The organism is Caproiciproducens sp. LBM24188, from assembly GCF_054130445.1.
This window is the reverse complement of record NZ_CP196862.1, coordinates 2,151,188-2,168,833: the sequence shown is the minus strand read 5'-3', so window position 1 is coordinate 2,168,833 and position 17,646 is coordinate 2,151,188. Positions and strand designations below refer to the sequence as shown.

Genomic DNA, 17,646 nt, shown 5'->3' with positions numbered 1-17,646 from the left:
AAGAATACGCCTTGATCCGGCTCTAAAAAGCCGTTTCAAGGCGTATTCTTTATTATTTCGAAAGGTTTGTTAGTCTTCTAAACCTTCAAACTGCATGTTGTAGTATTTCGCATACAGACCGTTCTGCTGCAGAAGCGTTTGGTGATTGCCGCGTTCCACAATTCCCTCGTCGCCGATTACGATGATTTCATCGGCGTTGCGTATGGTACTTAAGCGGTGCGCAATGACAATGGTGGTGCGGTTTTTGGAAAGCTCCTCCAGCGACCGCTGAATATGGCGTTCGCTTTCATTATCCAGTGCGCTGGTTGCTTCGTCTAGAATCAGAATTTTTGGGTTTTTCAGGAATACGCGGGCAATGGAAAGGCGCTGCTTTTGGCCGCCGCTCAGGCGCGTACCGCGCTCGCCAACGTAAGTGTCGTAGCCGTCTTCCAGACCCATGATGAAGTCATGAATATTGGCCCGCTTTGCCGCTTCGATAATTTCCTCGTCCGTCGCGTTCGGCTTGCCGTAGGCGATGTTTTCCTTTACGCTTCCGGCAAACATATAAACATCCTGCTGCACAATCCCGATGGAATCACGCAGGGACTTCAGCGTTACGGAACGCACGTCCTGACCGTCGATCAGTACACTTCCGGAGGTTACATCATAAAAGCGGGGGAGCAGGGAACACAGGGTCGTTTTTCCTCCGCCGGAGGGACCGACCAGAGCAACCGTTTTTCCCGCGTCAATCTGAATGTTGATGCCGCTTAGAACGTCGCTGCTTTCATCGTAGCGGAACGACACGTCGCGGTATTCAATCCTGCCCTTAACATCTTTCAGTTCCGTGGCGCCGGGGTTGTCCTGAATATCCGGCTGGGTGTCCAGAACCTCCACAAAGCGGCGGAACCCGGAATACCCCTTCTGGAACTGCTCGGTGAACTCGATGAGAACATCCACCGGATTGATGATGATATTTATGTAGAGGGCATAAACCGCAAGGTCCCCCAACCGGAGGGAGCCGTTGGCAATAAACAGGCCGCCGGTAATCAGCACGGTAATAAACAGCAGTCCCTCCAAAAAAGAAGTGCCGGAACGGTAAATTCCCATAGCACGGTAGCTGCTGGTTTTCGAATCCAGGAATTTCAGGTTGCTTTCGCTGAATTTTTTACGTTCCAACGGCTCGTTTGCAAAACTTTTTACCACGCGGATTCCTGCGAGACTGTCCTGAACCTTTGCGTTAACTCCCGCGATTTTCTTGCGGTTGTCCATAAAAATGGCCCGCATTTTTTTGTTCTGATGAATGCTGAAAATAATCAACACCAGGGTGACTACCATCAAAATCAAGGTCATGGGCACGTTGATCAGCATCATCAGAATAAAGCTGCCGATAATTTTAAGCAGCGAAATCACAATATTTTCCGGACCATGGTGCGCCAGTTCACTGATGTCGAACAAATCCGATACCAGCTTGCTCATCATTTCTCCGGTATTGTTTTTGTCGTAGTAAGAAAAGGACAGGCGCTGGAAGTGGTCGAACAAATCCTGACGCATATCGCTTTCCATGCGCGCACCCATGATGTGTCCCCAGCTGGTAATGTAATATTGGCATCCAAGGCGAACCAGTTCCATTACCAGAAGCGACACGGCAATAATCGGCAGGGAACGCAGGATTACCTGCGTCCCCTGCGCGTAGTAGCCCTTGGTCAGCCAGTTCAAAATCTGGGGAAACGCCACGTCGATCGCCGAAACGATCAGCGCGCAGAACATATCAAAGTAAAATATAGAACGGTAAGGTTTGTAATACTGAATAAACCGTTTAAAAATTGACATGGATCCTCCTGTTACATCTTATCCGGTTCGGGGTACTCTTCTCCAAAAGTCTCCACTGTGACGGATTTCATTACTTCATCCTCCAGCGGGCGGTCGTTATAATCGCGTTTTACAGAAACAATGCGGTCGGCTTCATCCATTCCTTCAATGACTTTGCCAAACGCCGCGTACTGGCCGTCCAGATGCGGAGCGTCTTCTACCATAATGAAGAACTGGGAACCGGCGCTGTTCGGATTCATGGCACGCGCCATAGAGAGTACCCCTCTGGTGTGTTTTAAGTTATTCTTTACGCGGTTTGCGGTAAATTCGCCTTTGATGCTGTAACCCGGGCCACCCATACCGGTGCCTTCCGGGTCCCCGCCCTGAATCATAAAGCCGGGGATAACCCGGTGGAATATGGTACCGTTATAAAATCCCTTTTTTATCAGTGAAATAAAATTATTCACCGTGTTTGGGGCAACATCCGGGTAAAGCTCTGCTTTGATGATACCGCCCTTGGTTTCAAATGTGACAACTGGATTTTTCATTGTGTTAACCACCATTTCTCCGTGCCATAAGTGCAATCGAATCCCCTGGGTGCACGGTGTCCCAGGAAATGTGAGTGCCTTCGATTGCAGTCATGGTATTATTATACCCAGAGAAAGTGCTTACTTCAAGACAAATGTTCGTGTTGTGAAAAATTCTGCTTTTTCCCGTTTATAAATTCTGGACTTTTACAAACGGCTTGCACTTTGCATCTAATTCTATGGTATAATAGTCAAATCAGCAGGGGCTGATTTGACATTCGAAAATTGCTGAGCGACGCGCAGCGCCTTCCCGCCGAACGGCGGCCACAATTTCCATGAAGGCTAAGATAAATTTGCTGTCGTTGATTTTTTATACCGGGAGCCACGTTTGTTTATGGCATAAATAGCATAATCATAAAATCAAGGACAGTAATTAGGAAATAAATTCTCGGAACTGAAATAACAGGGAATCGGTTAAACCCCAGAGAACGAAGAAAGGATAGCCAAAATGAAACTAATTTCGTGGAACGTAAACGGCCTAAGGGCTTGTATAAACAAGGGATTTTTAGATTTTTTTAATCAGGTGGACGCGGATGCCGTTTGTATTCAGGAAACCAAAATGCAGCCGGATCAGGCGGAGATTTTTCTGCCGGGCTATACGCAATACTGGAATTCTGCAGAAAAGAAAGGATATTCCGGAACTGCGATTTTTACGCGCAGGCCGCCTTTACAGGTGACATATGACATCGGCGCGCCGGAGCACACCGGGGAGGGCCGCTCGATTACACTGGAATATGAAGATTTTTACCTAGTTACGGTTTACACGCCGAACGCGCAGCGTGAGCTGACCCGTCTGGATTATCGGATGCAGTGGGAGGACGCGTTCCGGGCGTACCTGAAGCAGCTGGATACCAAAAAGCCGGTGGTGGTTTGCGGCGACATGAACGTGGCGCATCAGGAAATTGACCTGAAAAACGCGAAAAGCAACGTGGGAAACGCCGGGTTTACCAATGAAGAACGTCAGAAAATGACGGAATTGCTGTCCAGTGGGTTTACAGACAGCTTCCGGTACCTTCATCCCGATCAGACGGGAGCCTATACCTGGTGGTCCTATATGTTTAAAGCGCGCGAAAAAAACGCCGGATGGCGGATCGATTACTTTTTGGTATCCGACCGTATGCGTGATCGCATTGTGGAAAGCAATATCCTGGCCGACGTTATGGGAAGTGACCACTGCCCGGTGGAACTAATACTTTCGGAAAACTAAATGGCAACGCCTACGCGCTTCATTGCAACAAAATCATTTAAGAGCGAATCCAATTTTAAGATGGAAGAAGGGCATTTATGCAATTACTGTTTTACGGCGCGGATAAAGAGGTTACCGGCAGCTGCCACTGCCTGCTGGTGAACGGGAAACGGATTCTAATTGACTGCGGGCTGCAGCAAGGGGCGGATGAGGACGACAACCACCGGCTGCCCTTTTATGCCACCCAAATTGACTATGTTCTTGTCACCCATGCCCACATCGACCACAGCGGGCGGCTTCCCCTGCTGGTGAAAAACGGCTATTCGGGCAAAATGTTCGCCACGCGGGCAACCTGCAACCTGCTCTCCATCATGCTGCGCGACAGCGCGCACATTCAGGAAATGGATGCGATCAACGAAAACCGAAAGGGCCGCCGTGCCGGACGCGAACCGGAGGAGCCGATTTACACGGTGGAAGACGCGCAGGAAACCATGTCTCGAATGGTTCCGTGCAGCTACGGGGAAATGGTGGAGCTGTGCGAAGGGGTTCGTTTCCGCTTTGCCGATGCGGGGCATTTGCTGGGCTCCGCTTCCGTGGAACTGTGGTTGACAGAGCGCGGGGTCACTAGAAAAATTGTTTTTTCCGGGGATATTGGCAACACCAATCAGCCGATTATCCGCGACCCGCAGTATATTGACGAGGCGGACTATGTCGTGATGGAATCCACATACGGCGACCGCGACCATGAGGAAGTCGAGGATTATATCCCCGTTTTGGCCGAGTTGTTTGACCGCACGCTTGCGGATGGTGGCAACGTGGTTATCCCAAGCTTTGCTGTGGGCCGCACGCAGGAGCTGCTCTATTATATCCGGGAAATCAAAGAGCGAGGCTTGGTGAAAAGCAATCCCGATTTTCCGGTGTACGTCGACAGTCCCCTCGCTGTGGAGGCCACCAAAATATACAGCGGTGACCTGACCGGTTACGCGGATGAAGAAACCATCCGCCTGATTCAGTCGGGGTTCCGCCCGATTTCCTTTTCCAACCTGAACGTGTGCAGCACGGTGGAGGAAAGCCGGGCGCTGAATGAAGACCGGACGCCGAAGGTGATCATTTCTTCCAGCGGGATGTGCGAAGCGGGTCGAATCCGGCATCACCTGAAACATAATTTGTGGCGGCCGGAGTGCGCTGTTGTATTCGTCGGTTTTCAGGCAAACGGCACGCTGGGCCGGATGCTGCTGGAAGGGACAAAAAAGGTAAAGCTGTTTGGCGAAGAAATTGCGGTGCAGGCTCACATTTACAATTTCCGAGCATTGTCCGCCCATGCGGATAAAACGGGGCTTTTGAAATGGATTAAGGCATACCGGCAAAAGCCGCAGCGTGTATTCGTGGTGCATGGGGAGCAGGAAGTCTGCGAAGCGTTTACGCAGCAGCTGAGAGTGCTTGGATTTCCCGCTTACGCACCGAATTTTGACGCTGTTTATGACCTGATTGGAAATCAGGTACTGGAAGAGGGGTTGGAGCCTGACGTTCGCCATGGGGAGAAAAGAGACCGCAAGTTTTCTGCTCCGTTTGCCCGCTTGATGGAGGCCGGGAAACGGCTGATACTGGTCATTAAAAAGAACGAGGGCTGCTCCAATAAGGATCTGGCGAAGTTTACAGACCAGATTATTTCGCTTTGCGATAAGTGGGACCGGTAGCCGGGTCGGAGTCAAACGGTTCGGAGGAGCGCGGCAAAGAAGCTGCTAAAAAGCTGCGGCTTACATCACAAGAAATGCACCTAAAAACGGGCTTTTGAAGCCAGTTTCAGGTGCATTTTTATTTTTTTGAACGGCTATTTACAGCGGTGCCTTTTGCACGCAAATTTGTGTACACGGATTTACTCTTTTACGCCCCCAAGCGTCAGCCCGTTTACAAAATATTTCTGAAGGAATGGGTACACACACATAATCGGAACAATCGTGATAATCGTCATGGTCGCACGTACCGACTGCGGCGTAACAATGTTGCGCATCGCCGCGGGAATCAGGGCCTGCGCCTGGCTGGACTGGGTGGAATGACTTTGCGAGGTTTGAAGCACCTTTTGCAGCTCATACGCCAATGTGCTTAGGGACTGATTGTTTCCGCAATACAGCATGGTGTCGAACCATGAGTTCCACTGGCCTACCGCAACAAACAAGAGGATGCAAGCGACCACGGGCATGCTAAGCGGGAAGATGATGGAAAAGATGATTCTAAACTCACTGGCGCCGTCAATTTTCGCAGATTCAATCAGGCCCTTCGGCAGTTCGGAGATATAACTGCGCACCACCATAATGTTCCAAGCACTGACGGTAGCAGGAAGAATATAGACCAAAAAGTTATTAATCAAATGAAGATCCCGCATCAGGAAGTACCCCGGAATCAATCCACCGCTGAAGTACATGGAAAATACAAACAAATAGGAATAGAACTTGTTTAGCACAAATGATTTCTGCGACAGCGCGTAGCCGATGATTACGGTGCATAGCACGTTGGCCACAGATCCCGTCAACGCCCTTAAAATGGAAACAACACTTGCCCAATATACATTTTCTTCGCTTAAAATCAAAGAATAGTTACTAAATGTAAACTGTCTTGGCCAAAGGTAAAGGCCGCCCCTCAGGGAATCGACCGGGGAATTCAGGGAATAAACCAATGTGTTCCAAAATGGATACAAGGTTACAATGATCAGAAAAATCATGATAATGGTGTTTATAATATCAAAAACAACGTCACCGGTTGTTCTTCTGTGAAGGTGAAACACTTTCAAAATAGTTCGCTCCTTCCCACAATTTTAGAATGCGCTCTCACCACTGATCGTTTTGGAGAGTTTGTTAAAAGTCGTAACCAGAATGAGTGCGACGACGGAGTTGAAAATACCGGCGGCGGTTGCAAATGAATATCTTCCCATGCCCATGCCGTAATTATATACATACAGCTCTAGTGTCTGTGAATAGTCAATCACCATATTGTTGGAAAGCAGATAAGTCTGCTCAAATCCTACCGTCAGCAGGTTTCCGACGCTTAAAATCAACAGAATTTTAATGGTCGGCAAAATCCCCGGCAGTGTTATGCTAAATATTTTGCGGAACCTCCCCGCGCCGTCAATGTCGGCAGCCTCATAAATATCTGGATTGATGCCGGACATTGCAGCCAGATAGATAATCGAATTCCATCCGATTTCCTTCCATAAATCCGAACCCGCCATAACGCCCCAAAACAGTTTCGGGGTTCCCATAAAATTAAATGGCTCAGAGATAATGTGCAGCTTCATCAAAATTTCGTTTACCACACCGCCGTCGGTGGATAGGCACGTATATACCAGACCGGAAACAACGACCCAGGACACAAAATGCGGCAAATAGGAAATGGTCTGTACCGTCTTCTTAAACGCCAGATTTTTGATTTCGTTGATGAGCAAAGCCAGAGTAATGGAACCCAAGTAGCCGGTTACCAGCTTTAACAGGCTGATTCCCAGCGTATTGCGTATGCCAAGGAAAAAGTAAGAGTCATGGAACAAATCGTAAAAATTCTTAAAACCGACCCATTTCGAATTAAAAATGCCAAGACCCGGCTTGTAATTTTGAAATGCCATAATCCAGCCCCAAAGCGGGACATAATTAAAAAGAATCAAAAGCGCTGCAAAAGGCAGTGTGATGAGCACAAGGTCCTTTTGACGCACGAGCGAAGCAAAAAAACTTTTCTTTTTTGGCATGAGTGCCACAGAACCATTTTCAAGCTTTGGAGAGACCTCAGCTTTTATCATAGTAAATCCCTTCCTATCGATGTCACTTACCGCTCAAAAGCCGCTCAGGCCTCATAAAATACCTGCATTTGGTCAAAAGCAGCAAGAAATTTTTATGAAGCGGAATGATTTCAGTTTATAACAATGGTTGAGGCAAACACCGTTGCCTCAACCATACCCTCAAATCAAAACCTTAGTCTGGTTAGTTCCACTCCTTAATTCTCTTTTGCACCTGCTGGGTGAAGTAAGACTCGGTGCTGTTGTACTTTGCCGCCTTCATTTCATTGCAATACTCATTCCAAACGTCCTCGAAGGTTCCGGCTTTTGCGTTTATTAGTTTGGCAAGGTATTTATTGGTGATATCACCCGATTTTTTCTGGGCATCTTGAAGCTCCGGCTGGGAGTCGGGGATGGAGATATCCCACCCATATCCAAATTTGGAGCTCTTCATGGGAGCCAGCATGTCGTAAAGGTTGGATACCTTGTAGCCTTGCAGGACCTCTTTTTCATAATCTTTGTAATGGGAGGAAATATACAGCGGCAGATTTTGGGGATGCACGTAGTTGCCATCGGAGAATTTGGTGTTTGCATCAAGATTCGGATGCGGGAAGTTCCACCATTGACCAACGCCTTGCTTTTTGGCGTAGTCCGCATCGTCGGCTTTTTTCAGCTGTTCTTCGGTCAGGGTCATTTTTCCGTCTACAACTGTGTAATCTTCGCCTTCAATTCCCCACTGGACAAGCTTTTGAACTTCTTCGCTGCACATGGCATCCAGGAACTTAAAGGCTCCAACGGGGTCTTTGCAGCTTGTGGTAATGCAGATGCCCTGCCCGGCGGAAATAGATTCAATTCCGTTGTAACTTTCTGCTTCTACACCCGGAAATACCACGGAAATAGCAAACGGAACCTGATCGTACATTTTCTGGTTTTCCAGCGAAGCAATTTGGTTAGTGATTTCCCATCTTCGTCCATAGAACGCCAGCACTTTTCCGGACGCTATGTTTTGGTAGAACTGATCGGCAGTCTGTGAAAACATGTTGGGGTCAATCATGCCTTTTTGTTGTGCCTCGTTCAGCTTTTTATAATAATCGTGACTCCATTTGGAAAGCGAAAAGTTGTGTGCGGTGCCGTCGGCGTCATAATAGTTTCCGCCGGTGTTGGGGTACCCGGCCAGAAGAGCCGGAACGCCGCTGATTAAATAAGAACCATCGCGGTCGCCGCGGGATGCAAACGGAATGACTTTTTGACCGTTAATGGTAGGATGCTCTTTTGCAAATTTCTCGAGCATGGCAAAAAAGTCGTCCAGTGTCATTTTATTGGGCCAGTTATTTGCTTTTAAAACCTGTTTCTGCACGTAGAAGCCATACAGGGGGTAGATGGGGGTGACGGTTTTTCTTGCTGGGGACAGGGAATAAATGTGGCCGGTTTCCGGGTCCTTCAGCTTTTTCAAGTCGTCGCCGTACCATTTTTTAATATTAGTGCCGTATTTTTCTATGTAATCATCCAGAGGAACCAAAGCGCCGGCATCGCGGTAAACGTTCAGCTCATTGTGCGGATTCAGCAAATCATCATACTGTCCGCTGGCGGTTTGGGTGGTTGCAATGGTCGCCTCGTCGCTGCCCACCTGATAGTCGCATTTCAGTTTGACACCGGTAATTTCCGTAACCTTTTTGCCAACGGGTGTGTTGGAAAGATCCAGCGGGGTTGTCTGGCCCATGGTGTACAGGGAAAATGTTTTAATCTCCTTCTGCTCTCCTCCAGAGGTTGCGCCTGTTGCCTGATTTCCGGGCGACTGACAGCCTGACGCCGCAGAGGCAATCATGATTGCCGCCATTATAACGCTAATCTGCTTTTTCATTGCGCATTTTCCTTTCAAGTAATTTCATTCGGTTTTCCGGGAACCATCCGGCTAATGAGGATGAAAATCCATTGCGATCAGAATCATGGTCATGCTGTCCCTCCTCTCGCTTTTATTCCAATCTCGAATGAAGCAACAAAGGCATTTGCAGCAATCAGTACTGTCACCGTATGTGGTTATGACTTGGCCGGATTCCTTGCTGTAATCCCATAGTTCTTTACCGGCCCGGCGAATGACGGGATAAACTGTATTGGGTACTGGAACGCCAAATACGTGCATTTATCAAATTACGACATTAATTGTATTTTTGTCACGTTACAATAACGATACAATAGAATTATATTCTGGTTTATCATCTTGTCAATAGTTTGTGTTTATATTATTTTGTTTTATATATTTTGAATAAGTTAAGATAATTAATGTTGCCAATATTAACAATATGAACTGTTAAATGCAACATATATCATAATTATTGTGCAAATTATAATTGTTGCAAATTCAATATTGACAATGCGCATAGTTGAAGTATAATGTTATTGTTACGTTAAATATCTACTTTAGTGACGTTATCAAATTGTGTGAAGCAATTCTTTATTCTCTGCATTAATTTTAAATTAGGAGAAGATATGAATGGGAAAAGTTACGATTATCGGAGAAAATTTACCCAGCATGCCGTGGCAGGAAAAGCCGGAGGACTGCAAAAGCGTTGTGTGGAGGCACCGTGAAAACCCGATTATTGACTGGGAGCCCACGGAAAAATCATCCCGTATCTTCAACAGCGCCGTAATCCCTTATCAAAATGAATTTGTTGGCATCTTCCGATCAGACCATAAGGATGGAATTCCACAGCTGCATTTCGGCAGAAGCAAGGACGCCTTGCATTGGGAGATTGAAAACGAGGAAATCCACTGGGTCGACCAAAGCGGTAAGCCGTATGATCCGGTTTACGCGTATGACCCTCGGCCGATTAAGATTGAAAACAAGTATTATATTGAATGGTGCACGGATTTTGGCGGGGCTGCACTGGGCCTTGGCGTTACCGAAGATTTTAAAACGTTTACCAGACTGGAAAATCCGTTTATTCCCTTTAACCGCAACGGGGTGCTCTTTCCCAGAAAAGTAAACGGCAACTTTTTAATGCTCAGCCGGCCGAGCGACAGCGGGCACACACCGTTTGGCGATATCTTTCTAAGCGAGAGTCCGGATCTTATTTATTGGGGAAAACACCGGCGCGTTATGACGAAAGGAGGCGGCTGGTGGCAAAACCTTAAAATCGGTTCCGGACCAGCACCGATTGAGACAAGCGAAGGATGGCTGCTGTTTTACCATGGAGTTTGCGGAACGTGCAACGGCTATGTTTACAGCTTTGGTGCGGCGATCCTGGATTCTAACCATCCAAGCAAGGTGCTTTACCGAACCCGTGATTATCTGATGACTCCACAGAAAGAATACGAAACCACTGGGTTTGTCCCCAATGTTGTTTTCCCATGTTCCACGCTGTGCGACGCCGCAACCGGCCGCATTGCCATTTACTATGGATCTGCCGATACCTATGTTTCTGTAGCTTATGCAGAGGTGGACGAACTGGTTCGTTACATTAAAGCAAATTCCAGGTTGTTGGACGGCGACAGCATCGAGTACCGATAAGTACCGGTAAATAGTTTCACGATGTCTCCGATATTTTACAAGGATGTCCGGAATAATAAATTATTTACTCGATTTCATCATGACATTTTGCCCAATGCCTTATATAATTAATGTAACATAGGTTTACGCCGTATTTAAAAATCATTTGAGGAGCATGCAAAGAATGAGCAATAAGGTAAGTATGCAAGATGTTGCTGACAGTGTGGGCGTATCCAAGGTAACTGTGTCAAAAGTTTTGCGCGGCAAAAGCGATGTCAGCGAAGCAATGAGCAAAAAAATCATGGATGCGGTAACACGCCTTGGGTATGTGTATGATAATAAAAAAGAAAAAGCAGATATCTCCAAAATTTCCGTATTGACCGCCGGGCACTTTTTTGGAATCGGAGGCAGCGACTGTTTTTATGTGAAACTGTATCAATGCCTTTCGGAAGAATTTGAAAAGCTGAATATTGATGTTATGCTGAGCATCGTAGACCAGCAGAGCGAAATGGAAATCACGATTCCGGAGAAACTGAAGAACCGGGATGTGGACGGAATTATCGTGATGGGTCAGCTTTCCCGGGAATACCTTAGAAGCTTGATGGCGCTGAAAATCCCGCTGGTGTTTTTGGATTTTTATTACGATGATTTCAACGTTACCAGCATTAATACGGATAACTTTTTCAACACCTATGAGTTAACCAACAAGCTGATTCAGCTCGGCCATACCAAAATTGGATTTGTTGGAACCTTGGATGCCACCAGCAGCATACAGGACCGTTTTTTAGGGTATTATAAATCGCTGATTGAACACCATATCCCGTTAAATCAAGAATGGATTTTAAATGACCGCGAGAGCGACGGCACCTATCTCAATATTGAGCTTCCAAAGGCGCTGCCCACCGCCTTTGTCTGTAACTGCGACGAAGTCGCAATGTTGTTCATCAACAATCTGAAAGCACACGGATATAAAGTACCGGATGACATTTCGGTAACCGGTTTTGATGATACGAATCACTCCATGCTTTCTAATCCGAAAATTACAACCGTTCAGGTCAATTTGGAAGAAATGGCACATCTTGCCGCCAAGGCCATGATTCGTGATATTGGCAGCAACAAGCATAAAAACCGAATTTTAATTAAAGGAAAAATCATCTTCCGGGAATCGACCACTCGATTCCCGGATCCATCTGAATGATAAGGCGGGTGTTTTTTTGAAATTTCCGGATCATTTTATCTGGGGTACGTCAACGTCCTCCTATCAAATCGAAGGGGCGGTAAACGAGGACGGCCGGGGGAGCTCCGTTTGGGACGAGGCCTGCCGCCACCTAAACATTGTACAGGACGGCTGCAGCGGCGACCCGGCGTGCGACCATTACCATCGCTGGGCGGAAGATATCGGGATTATGAAGGAAATTGGGGTTCAGGCATACCGGATGTCCATCTCGTGGCCCCGGATTCTTCCCGATGGTACCTCGAAAATCAACCAAAAAGGGCTGGATTTTTACCTGCGCCTTGTGGAAGAGCTGGTGAAAAACGGGATTACGCCATACATCACGCTTTTTCACTGGGATTTTCCCTATGCATTGTACCGCAAAGGCGGAATGCTGAACGATGAAAGCCCGGATTGGTTTGCTGAATATGCCGGGATTGTAACGGAAAGGCTTTCTCCTCTAGTTTCTCACTGGATTACTTTAAACGAGCCGCAGTGCTATATCGACCTGGGGCACCGTACCGGGTTCCATGCGCCCGGATTGACTCTGCCAATGAACGAGGTCCTGCGCGCTGCGCACAATTTGCTGCTGGCCCACGGAAAAATGGTGATGGCGATGCGCGCCGCCGCAAAGCAGCCGCTTAAAATTGGAATTGCCCCGGCTTGCATGGTGGTCTGCCCGGAAAACGAGAAAGATACCGCACTTGCAAGAAACGAAACGTTCCGTGTAAAAGCGGGCACCACGTTCAATAATACCTGGTGGTTAGACCCTGTGTTCTTAGGCTCATACCCAGAAGACGGACTTCGTGCTTATGAAAAGGATCTGCCTCCAATCGGTGCGGATGACATGAAAATCATCCATCAGCCGATTGACTTTCTAGGCCAGAATATTTATCATGGAACCGTAGTACGAAAATCTGCCGATGGCCGGGCGGAATACGTTGCCCCAAAAGCCGGAGGCGAAATGACCGATATGGGATGGAATGTTGTTCCCCAATCCTTATATTGGGGTCCGAAGTTCTTTTATGAGCGGTATCGCAAGCCGATCATCATTTCAGAAAACGGCATGACAAACCTGGACTGGGTTTCCGCCGACGGCAAAGTGCATGACCCCCAGCGCATCGAGTTTATGCGGCGCTACATACGGGAAAATCTTCGCGCCATTCAGGATGGGGTCGATGTTCGGGGCTATTTCTACTGGTCCCTTTTGGATAATTTTGAGTGGGAAAGAGGATACACCAAGCGCTTCGGGCTGGTGTATGTGGATTACGAAACACAGCAGCGCCGCATAAAAGATTCCGGCCGGTGGTACCATGACCTGATTGTATCCAATGGGGAAATCCTTTAAAGAGAAAAGCCACGCAGGGCATAGGAGCAAAAACAAACTCCTGTCGTTTGGTTTCCGGTTCGAATCACGGACTGAATGCCGATGATTCGGAGTTTTTGCGATGGGGCAGGCATCCAAACCTAAATCGGAGAAAGGCATGTTATGGAAAGAGTAATTGATTTAAGCGGTAACTGGGGCTTGGCCTTGGATGAGGAGAAAAAATTGTCGCAGCCAACATTCCGGGACTCCATTCATTTGCCAGGAACCACTTCCTACTGCAAAAAGGGCAGGAAAAATCCCAAGGGAGAGATCGGATGCCTGACGGATGAATACAAATTTGAAGGCTATGCGTGGTATTCAAGGGAGGTAGAAATCCCGCCGGATCTTTTCGGGAAAAAGTGTTTTCTGCTGCTGGAAAGAACGCGCAAAACAACCGTTTTTATCGACGACAGGAAGGTCGGGAGTCGGAACAGTCTGTGTACGCCGCACGTTTACGATGTTTCGGACCAAATGACGGCGGGCCGTCACACCCTAACAGTTCTTGTGGATAATACGGATTATCCGACGAAAGGCGGGCATCTAACTTCCCCCGATTCGCAATCCAATTGGAACGGCATTACCGGCAGAATCGAGCTGCGGGTATTTAACCAAGCATACATAAGCGACGTACAAGTTTACCCGAATGTGCAAAGCCGGTCTGTAAAACTGAAAATCAAACTAGCAGGTACACAAAGCGGGACGGTTACGGTTTCGGCAAAGAGCTTTAACGGCGGGGAAGAGCACATTGTGCCGGAACAGGATTTTGCCGTTCGTTCGGACGAACCGACCGTAGAATATTTCCTCGGCCGGGATGCCGTGCTGTGGAACGAGCACACCCCGAACTTGTACCGATTGAAAATCACGCTGAAACAGGACGAAATCACAGTTGATACGACTGAAGTGAACTGCGGCCTGCGTGAAATATCCACTACCGGGGATAAGATTACCGTAAATGGACAGCCGGTTTTTCTCCGTGGAAAACAGGAGTGCTTGAATTTTCCCCGCACCGGTTTTGCGCCTACCGGTGTGGACGAGTGGCTTCGGGTTTTTAAAATTGCAAAGTCCTACGGCATTAACCATTACCGGTGTCATACCTGCTGCCCTCCCGAAGCCGCGTTTGAGGCCGCCGATTTAATGGGAATTTATCTGGAACCGGAACTCCCATTTTGGGGAACCGTTACGGATGAGGGTGATGAAAACCATAACGGGGCAGAGCAGGAATTTTTAGTGCAAGAAGGTTACCGGATTTTGAGATGCTTTGGCAACCACCCTTCATTTGTTATGTTTTCCTTGGGTAATGAGCTTTGGGGCAGCAAAAAAGTGCTGAATTCCGTGTTAGGCATGTACAAGGAGTATGACTGCCGTCACCTTTATACGCAGGGTTCAAACAATTTTCAGTTTTGTCCGGATATTCTGGAAAACGATGACTTTTTTGTCGGTGTCCGTTTTTCCGAAAACAGGTTGATCCGCGGTTCTTACGCTACGTGCGACGGCCCTCTGGGGCATGTGCAGGCCGATGTGCCGGGAACCCAGAAGGATTATGACAGCGATATCGTTCCTTCTGCCGATTTGCAAAAGGAGAGCTCCAAGAGCGAAAGCCAAACCATTCAAATTCAGGTTGAAACCGGGATAAAAACCGTTCGCGCACAATGTGCTCAAGAAGAGAAAGCCCTTGTTCCCAAAATTCCCGTGATTTCACATGAAATCGGGCAATATGCAATTTACCCGAATTATAAGGAAATCGAGAAATATACCGGCTCGCTTAAACCAAAAAACTTTGAAATCTTCCGTCAAAGGCTGGAAGAAAAGGGACTGGGTGATCTTGCGGAAAAATATTTTTATTGTTCCGGAAAGCTGGCGGTCGCTTGCTACAAAGACGAGCTTGAAACGGCGTTTCGTTCCAGAAAGCTGGCGGGTTTTCAGCTTCTTGACCTGCAGGATTACAGTGGCCAGGGGACGGCGCTGGTAGGAATTTTGGATTCGTTTTTGGATTCCAAAGGGCTTGTTTCACCGGAAGAATGGCGTACATTCTGCTCCGATACGGTGCTTTTGGCGAGGTTTCCAAAGTATAATTATGTTTCGGGGGAAGTATTCCACGCGCATTTGGAATTGTGCTGCTATCGTGCCGCCCCGCTGCCGCCGTTTACGCTCATATGGAAAATCAGGGATGACGGCCGCGTTTATGAATCCGGAGCTTCCAAAATATCAGACCCCGGAACGGAAAATTACATTGATATTTGTGATATCAACGTTCCCATTCCGGATACAGCTGGAATGAAAAAGCTGATTCTCCAGTTAAAAATCGAAGAACTGGGGATAGAAAAAAGCTATGCAATATGGGAGTACCCAAAAGACATACTGATTGATTTATCCGGTCTGAATGTGTATAACGGCTATTCCGCGCAAGTGGACGCAAAGCTGAAACAGGGGGAGAACGTCATTCTTTTTGCCAAACCGGACACGGTGAAAAATTCAGTAAAAGGCTTTTACTGCACTGATTTCTGGTGCTACCCGATGTTTCGTTCGATTTCGGAGAGTATGGGAAAAGAAGTTGCGGTTGGGACCATGGGACTGCTGATTCAAAATCAGCACCCGGCGTTAAAATATTTCCCATGCGAAGAATATTCCACTTACCCGTGGTGGCATATTATTCAAAATTCTTGCTCGGTGATTCTGGATAACACCTTGCAAAATTTCAGGCCGATTGTCCAGACCATCGATAATTTCGAACGGAACCATAAACTGGGATTCCTGTTTGAGTGTAAAGTGTTTTCAGGCAATCTGCTGGTTTGTGCCTGCGACTATGAAAAGCTCTTGGAACATGCGGAGGGAAGGCAGCTCCTGTTCAGCCTTTTCAGCTACGTCCGAAGCGGTGCATTCCACCCGGAACAAGAACTTGGGGCCTCCCTGCAGTCATTGTTTGAGGAAGACAACCCATGATGTAAATTTGCCGGATTTGCTTAACCGTTCGACGTTCGGTCGTGTTGCTATTTTCGTGCCATATTAGGAAATACATAGGCATCTCCACATTCCGAGAACAGACCAAAAGGAGGCGGCTGTGTGAACCGCAAAGATTTTCAGCAATTTGCGCCAAACGGCATGGTAAACCGGGGCAACCGGCGCAGCATTCAGCTTTGCATGGAAAAAGCGGAGACAGGCCAGCCTGTAACCCTGGGATTTTTGGGAGGTTCCATTACCCAGGGCAGCCTCGCTTCTTCTCCAGAAACCTGCTATGCCCATTTGGTTTACCAGTGGTGGAAGCGTAAATTTCCAAAGTCGGCGGTGTCTTACATCAACGCCGGCGTTGGGGGAACGACCTCGCAGTTTGGCGTGGCTCGCGTGAAGGAAGATCTTTTGGCGGCAAAACCGGATTTTATCATCCTTGAATTCAGTGTAAACGACGGCCCCACGGACTTTTTTGAAGAGACTTACGAGGGACTCGTGCGCACGGTACTGAAAAGCGCTAACCACCCGGCAGTTTTGCTGCTCCATAATGTCCGTTACGACAATGGAATCAGCGCGGAGGAACGCCACCTGAAAATCGGCAGAGCGTATGACCTTCCATGTGTCAGCATGAAAGCCAGTTTGTACCCGTGTGTTGTTTCCGGCTTAATTCGGGCAGACGAGATTTCCCCAGATGGATTGCATCCGAACGATTTTGGGCATTCTCTTATCGCGGACACGGTAGCGGCCTGTTTGGAGGATATTTACCTACAACCGGCTGCGGCACAACCGCCCTGCAGTTTGCTTCCCAAACCGGTGACGAAAAATCGCTTTGAGGATTCCTTCCGCCTTCGAAATTACAGCTACACACCGCATTGTTTGGGGTTTCGATGTGATGACCGGAAGCAGAACAGCATTCAAGACTGTTTTAAACAGGGGTGGATGGCCTGCAAAGTCGGCGATGCCATCTCGTTTGAGTTTGAGGGCACGGGGGTTGCTGTTCAGTACCGGAAGAGCGTTCTTCATCCGGCGCCGGTAGCGCAGGCGGTTCTGGATGGGGATCCGTCGTCCGCTGTAATTTTGGATGGTAATTTTGATGAGACATGGGGCGACTGCCTTTTTATTACCACGCTGGCGCAGGATCTTCCGGCAGGGAAACATTGCCTCGAGATCCGCATCACAAAGGCCGAACCAGAACCGGCTGCGGAGTTTTACCTTGCCGCGGTTCTCGTTTCCCGGTAATTCCTATAGCGGACGGGTTCTGTCGCCGAGTTTCGCTTTTACCTGCTGATTAAAGCAGCTTGTGCAGTCTATAA

The 17,646-nt window shown here is 47.9% G+C and carries 12 protein-coding genes; 7 read left to right on the top strand and 5 right to left on the bottom strand.

Translation table 11 applies throughout. The features are described from left to right. Window positions 1-69 precede the first annotated feature (69 nt). Both ACSVDI_RS10285 and ACSVDI_RS10280 read right to left on the bottom strand, forming a co-directional pair. Entirely contained in the window at window positions 70-1,809 is a 1,740-nt protein-coding gene (locus tag ACSVDI_RS10285) for an ABC transporter ATP-binding protein (RefSeq protein ID WP_457942681.1), read from the bottom strand. An 11-nt stretch (window positions 1,810-1,820) separates the two neighbouring features. Further along, complete coding sequence (locus ACSVDI_RS10280; RefSeq protein WP_457942680.1) at window positions 1,821-2,336, bottom strand: peptidylprolyl isomerase; 516 nt, start codon at window positions 2,334-2,336, stop codon at window positions 1,821-1,823. A 487-nt stretch (window positions 2,337-2,823) separates the two neighbouring features. On the opposite strand from ACSVDI_RS10280, the gene ACSVDI_RS10275 reads away from it, so the two are divergent. Next, window positions 2,824-3,582 (top strand): exodeoxyribonuclease III, encoded by a 759-nt coding sequence (locus ACSVDI_RS10275; RefSeq protein WP_457942679.1) that lies wholly within the window; start codon window positions 2,824-2,826, stop codon window positions 3,580-3,582. 77 nt (window positions 3,583-3,659) lie between these two features. Further along, window positions 3,660-5,258 carry an MBL fold metallo-hydrolase RNA specificity domain-containing protein gene (locus ACSVDI_RS10270; protein WP_457942677.1) on the top strand — a complete coding sequence of 533 codons (1,599 nt, stop codon included), beginning with the start codon at window positions 3,660-3,662 and terminating at the stop codon, window positions 5,256-5,258. 179 nt (window positions 5,259-5,437) lie between these two features. On the opposite strand, the gene ACSVDI_RS10265 is transcribed toward ACSVDI_RS10270, so the two are convergent. From ACSVDI_RS10265 to ACSVDI_RS10255, 3 genes are all read right to left on the bottom strand, one after another. Beyond that, the gene (locus ACSVDI_RS10265) at window positions 5,438-6,343 is read right to left on the bottom strand and encodes a carbohydrate ABC transporter permease (RefSeq protein WP_457945635.1); all 906 of its coding nucleotides are present in this window, start codon (window positions 6,341-6,343) and stop codon (window positions 5,438-5,440) included. Window positions 6,344-6,373: 30 nt separating this feature from the next. Beyond that, window positions 6,374-7,345 carry an ABC transporter permease gene (locus tag ACSVDI_RS10260; protein WP_457942675.1) on the bottom strand — a complete coding sequence of 324 codons (972 nt, stop codon included), beginning with the start codon at window positions 7,343-7,345 and terminating at the stop codon, window positions 6,374-6,376. 181 nt (window positions 7,346-7,526) lie between these two features. Continuing rightward, a complete protein-coding gene (locus ACSVDI_RS10255) occupies window positions 7,527-9,182 on the bottom strand; it encodes an ABC transporter substrate-binding protein (protein ID WP_457942674.1) in 1,656 nt (551 codons plus the stop codon). A gap of 630 nt (window positions 9,183-9,812) precedes the next feature. Between ACSVDI_RS10255 and ACSVDI_RS10250 the strand changes: the two genes are divergently transcribed. The 5 genes from ACSVDI_RS10250 to ACSVDI_RS10230 all read left to right on the top strand — a co-directional run bounded on the left by ACSVDI_RS10250 (window position 9,813) and on the right by ACSVDI_RS10230 (window position 17,572). Then, the gene (locus tag ACSVDI_RS10250) at window positions 9,813-10,829 is read left to right on the top strand and encodes a glycoside hydrolase family 130 protein (protein WP_457942672.1); all 1,017 of its coding nucleotides are present in this window, start codon (window positions 9,813-9,815) and stop codon (window positions 10,827-10,829) included. Between the two features lie 163 nt (window positions 10,830-10,992). Next, window positions 10,993-12,006 carry a LacI family DNA-binding transcriptional regulator gene (locus tag ACSVDI_RS10245; RefSeq protein WP_457942670.1) on the top strand — a complete coding sequence of 338 codons (1,014 nt, stop codon included), beginning with the start codon at window positions 10,993-10,995 and terminating at the stop codon, window positions 12,004-12,006. 16 nt (window positions 12,007-12,022) lie between these two features. Continuing rightward, window positions 12,023-13,369: a GH1 family beta-glucosidase gene (locus ACSVDI_RS10240; protein ID WP_457942668.1), complete on the top strand. Its 1,347-nt coding sequence runs from the start codon at window positions 12,023-12,025 to the stop codon at window positions 13,367-13,369. A gap of 141 nt (window positions 13,370-13,510) precedes the next feature. Further along, the gene (locus ACSVDI_RS10235) at window positions 13,511-16,327 is read left to right on the top strand and encodes a glycoside hydrolase family 2 TIM barrel-domain containing protein (protein WP_457942666.1); all 2,817 of its coding nucleotides are present in this window, start codon (window positions 13,511-13,513) and stop codon (window positions 16,325-16,327) included. A gap of 120 nt (window positions 16,328-16,447) precedes the next feature. Further along, entirely contained in the window at window positions 16,448-17,572 is a 1,125-nt protein-coding gene (locus ACSVDI_RS10230; RefSeq protein ID WP_457942664.1) for an SGNH/GDSL hydrolase family protein, read from the top strand. Window positions 17,573-17,646: the final 74 nt, after the last annotated feature.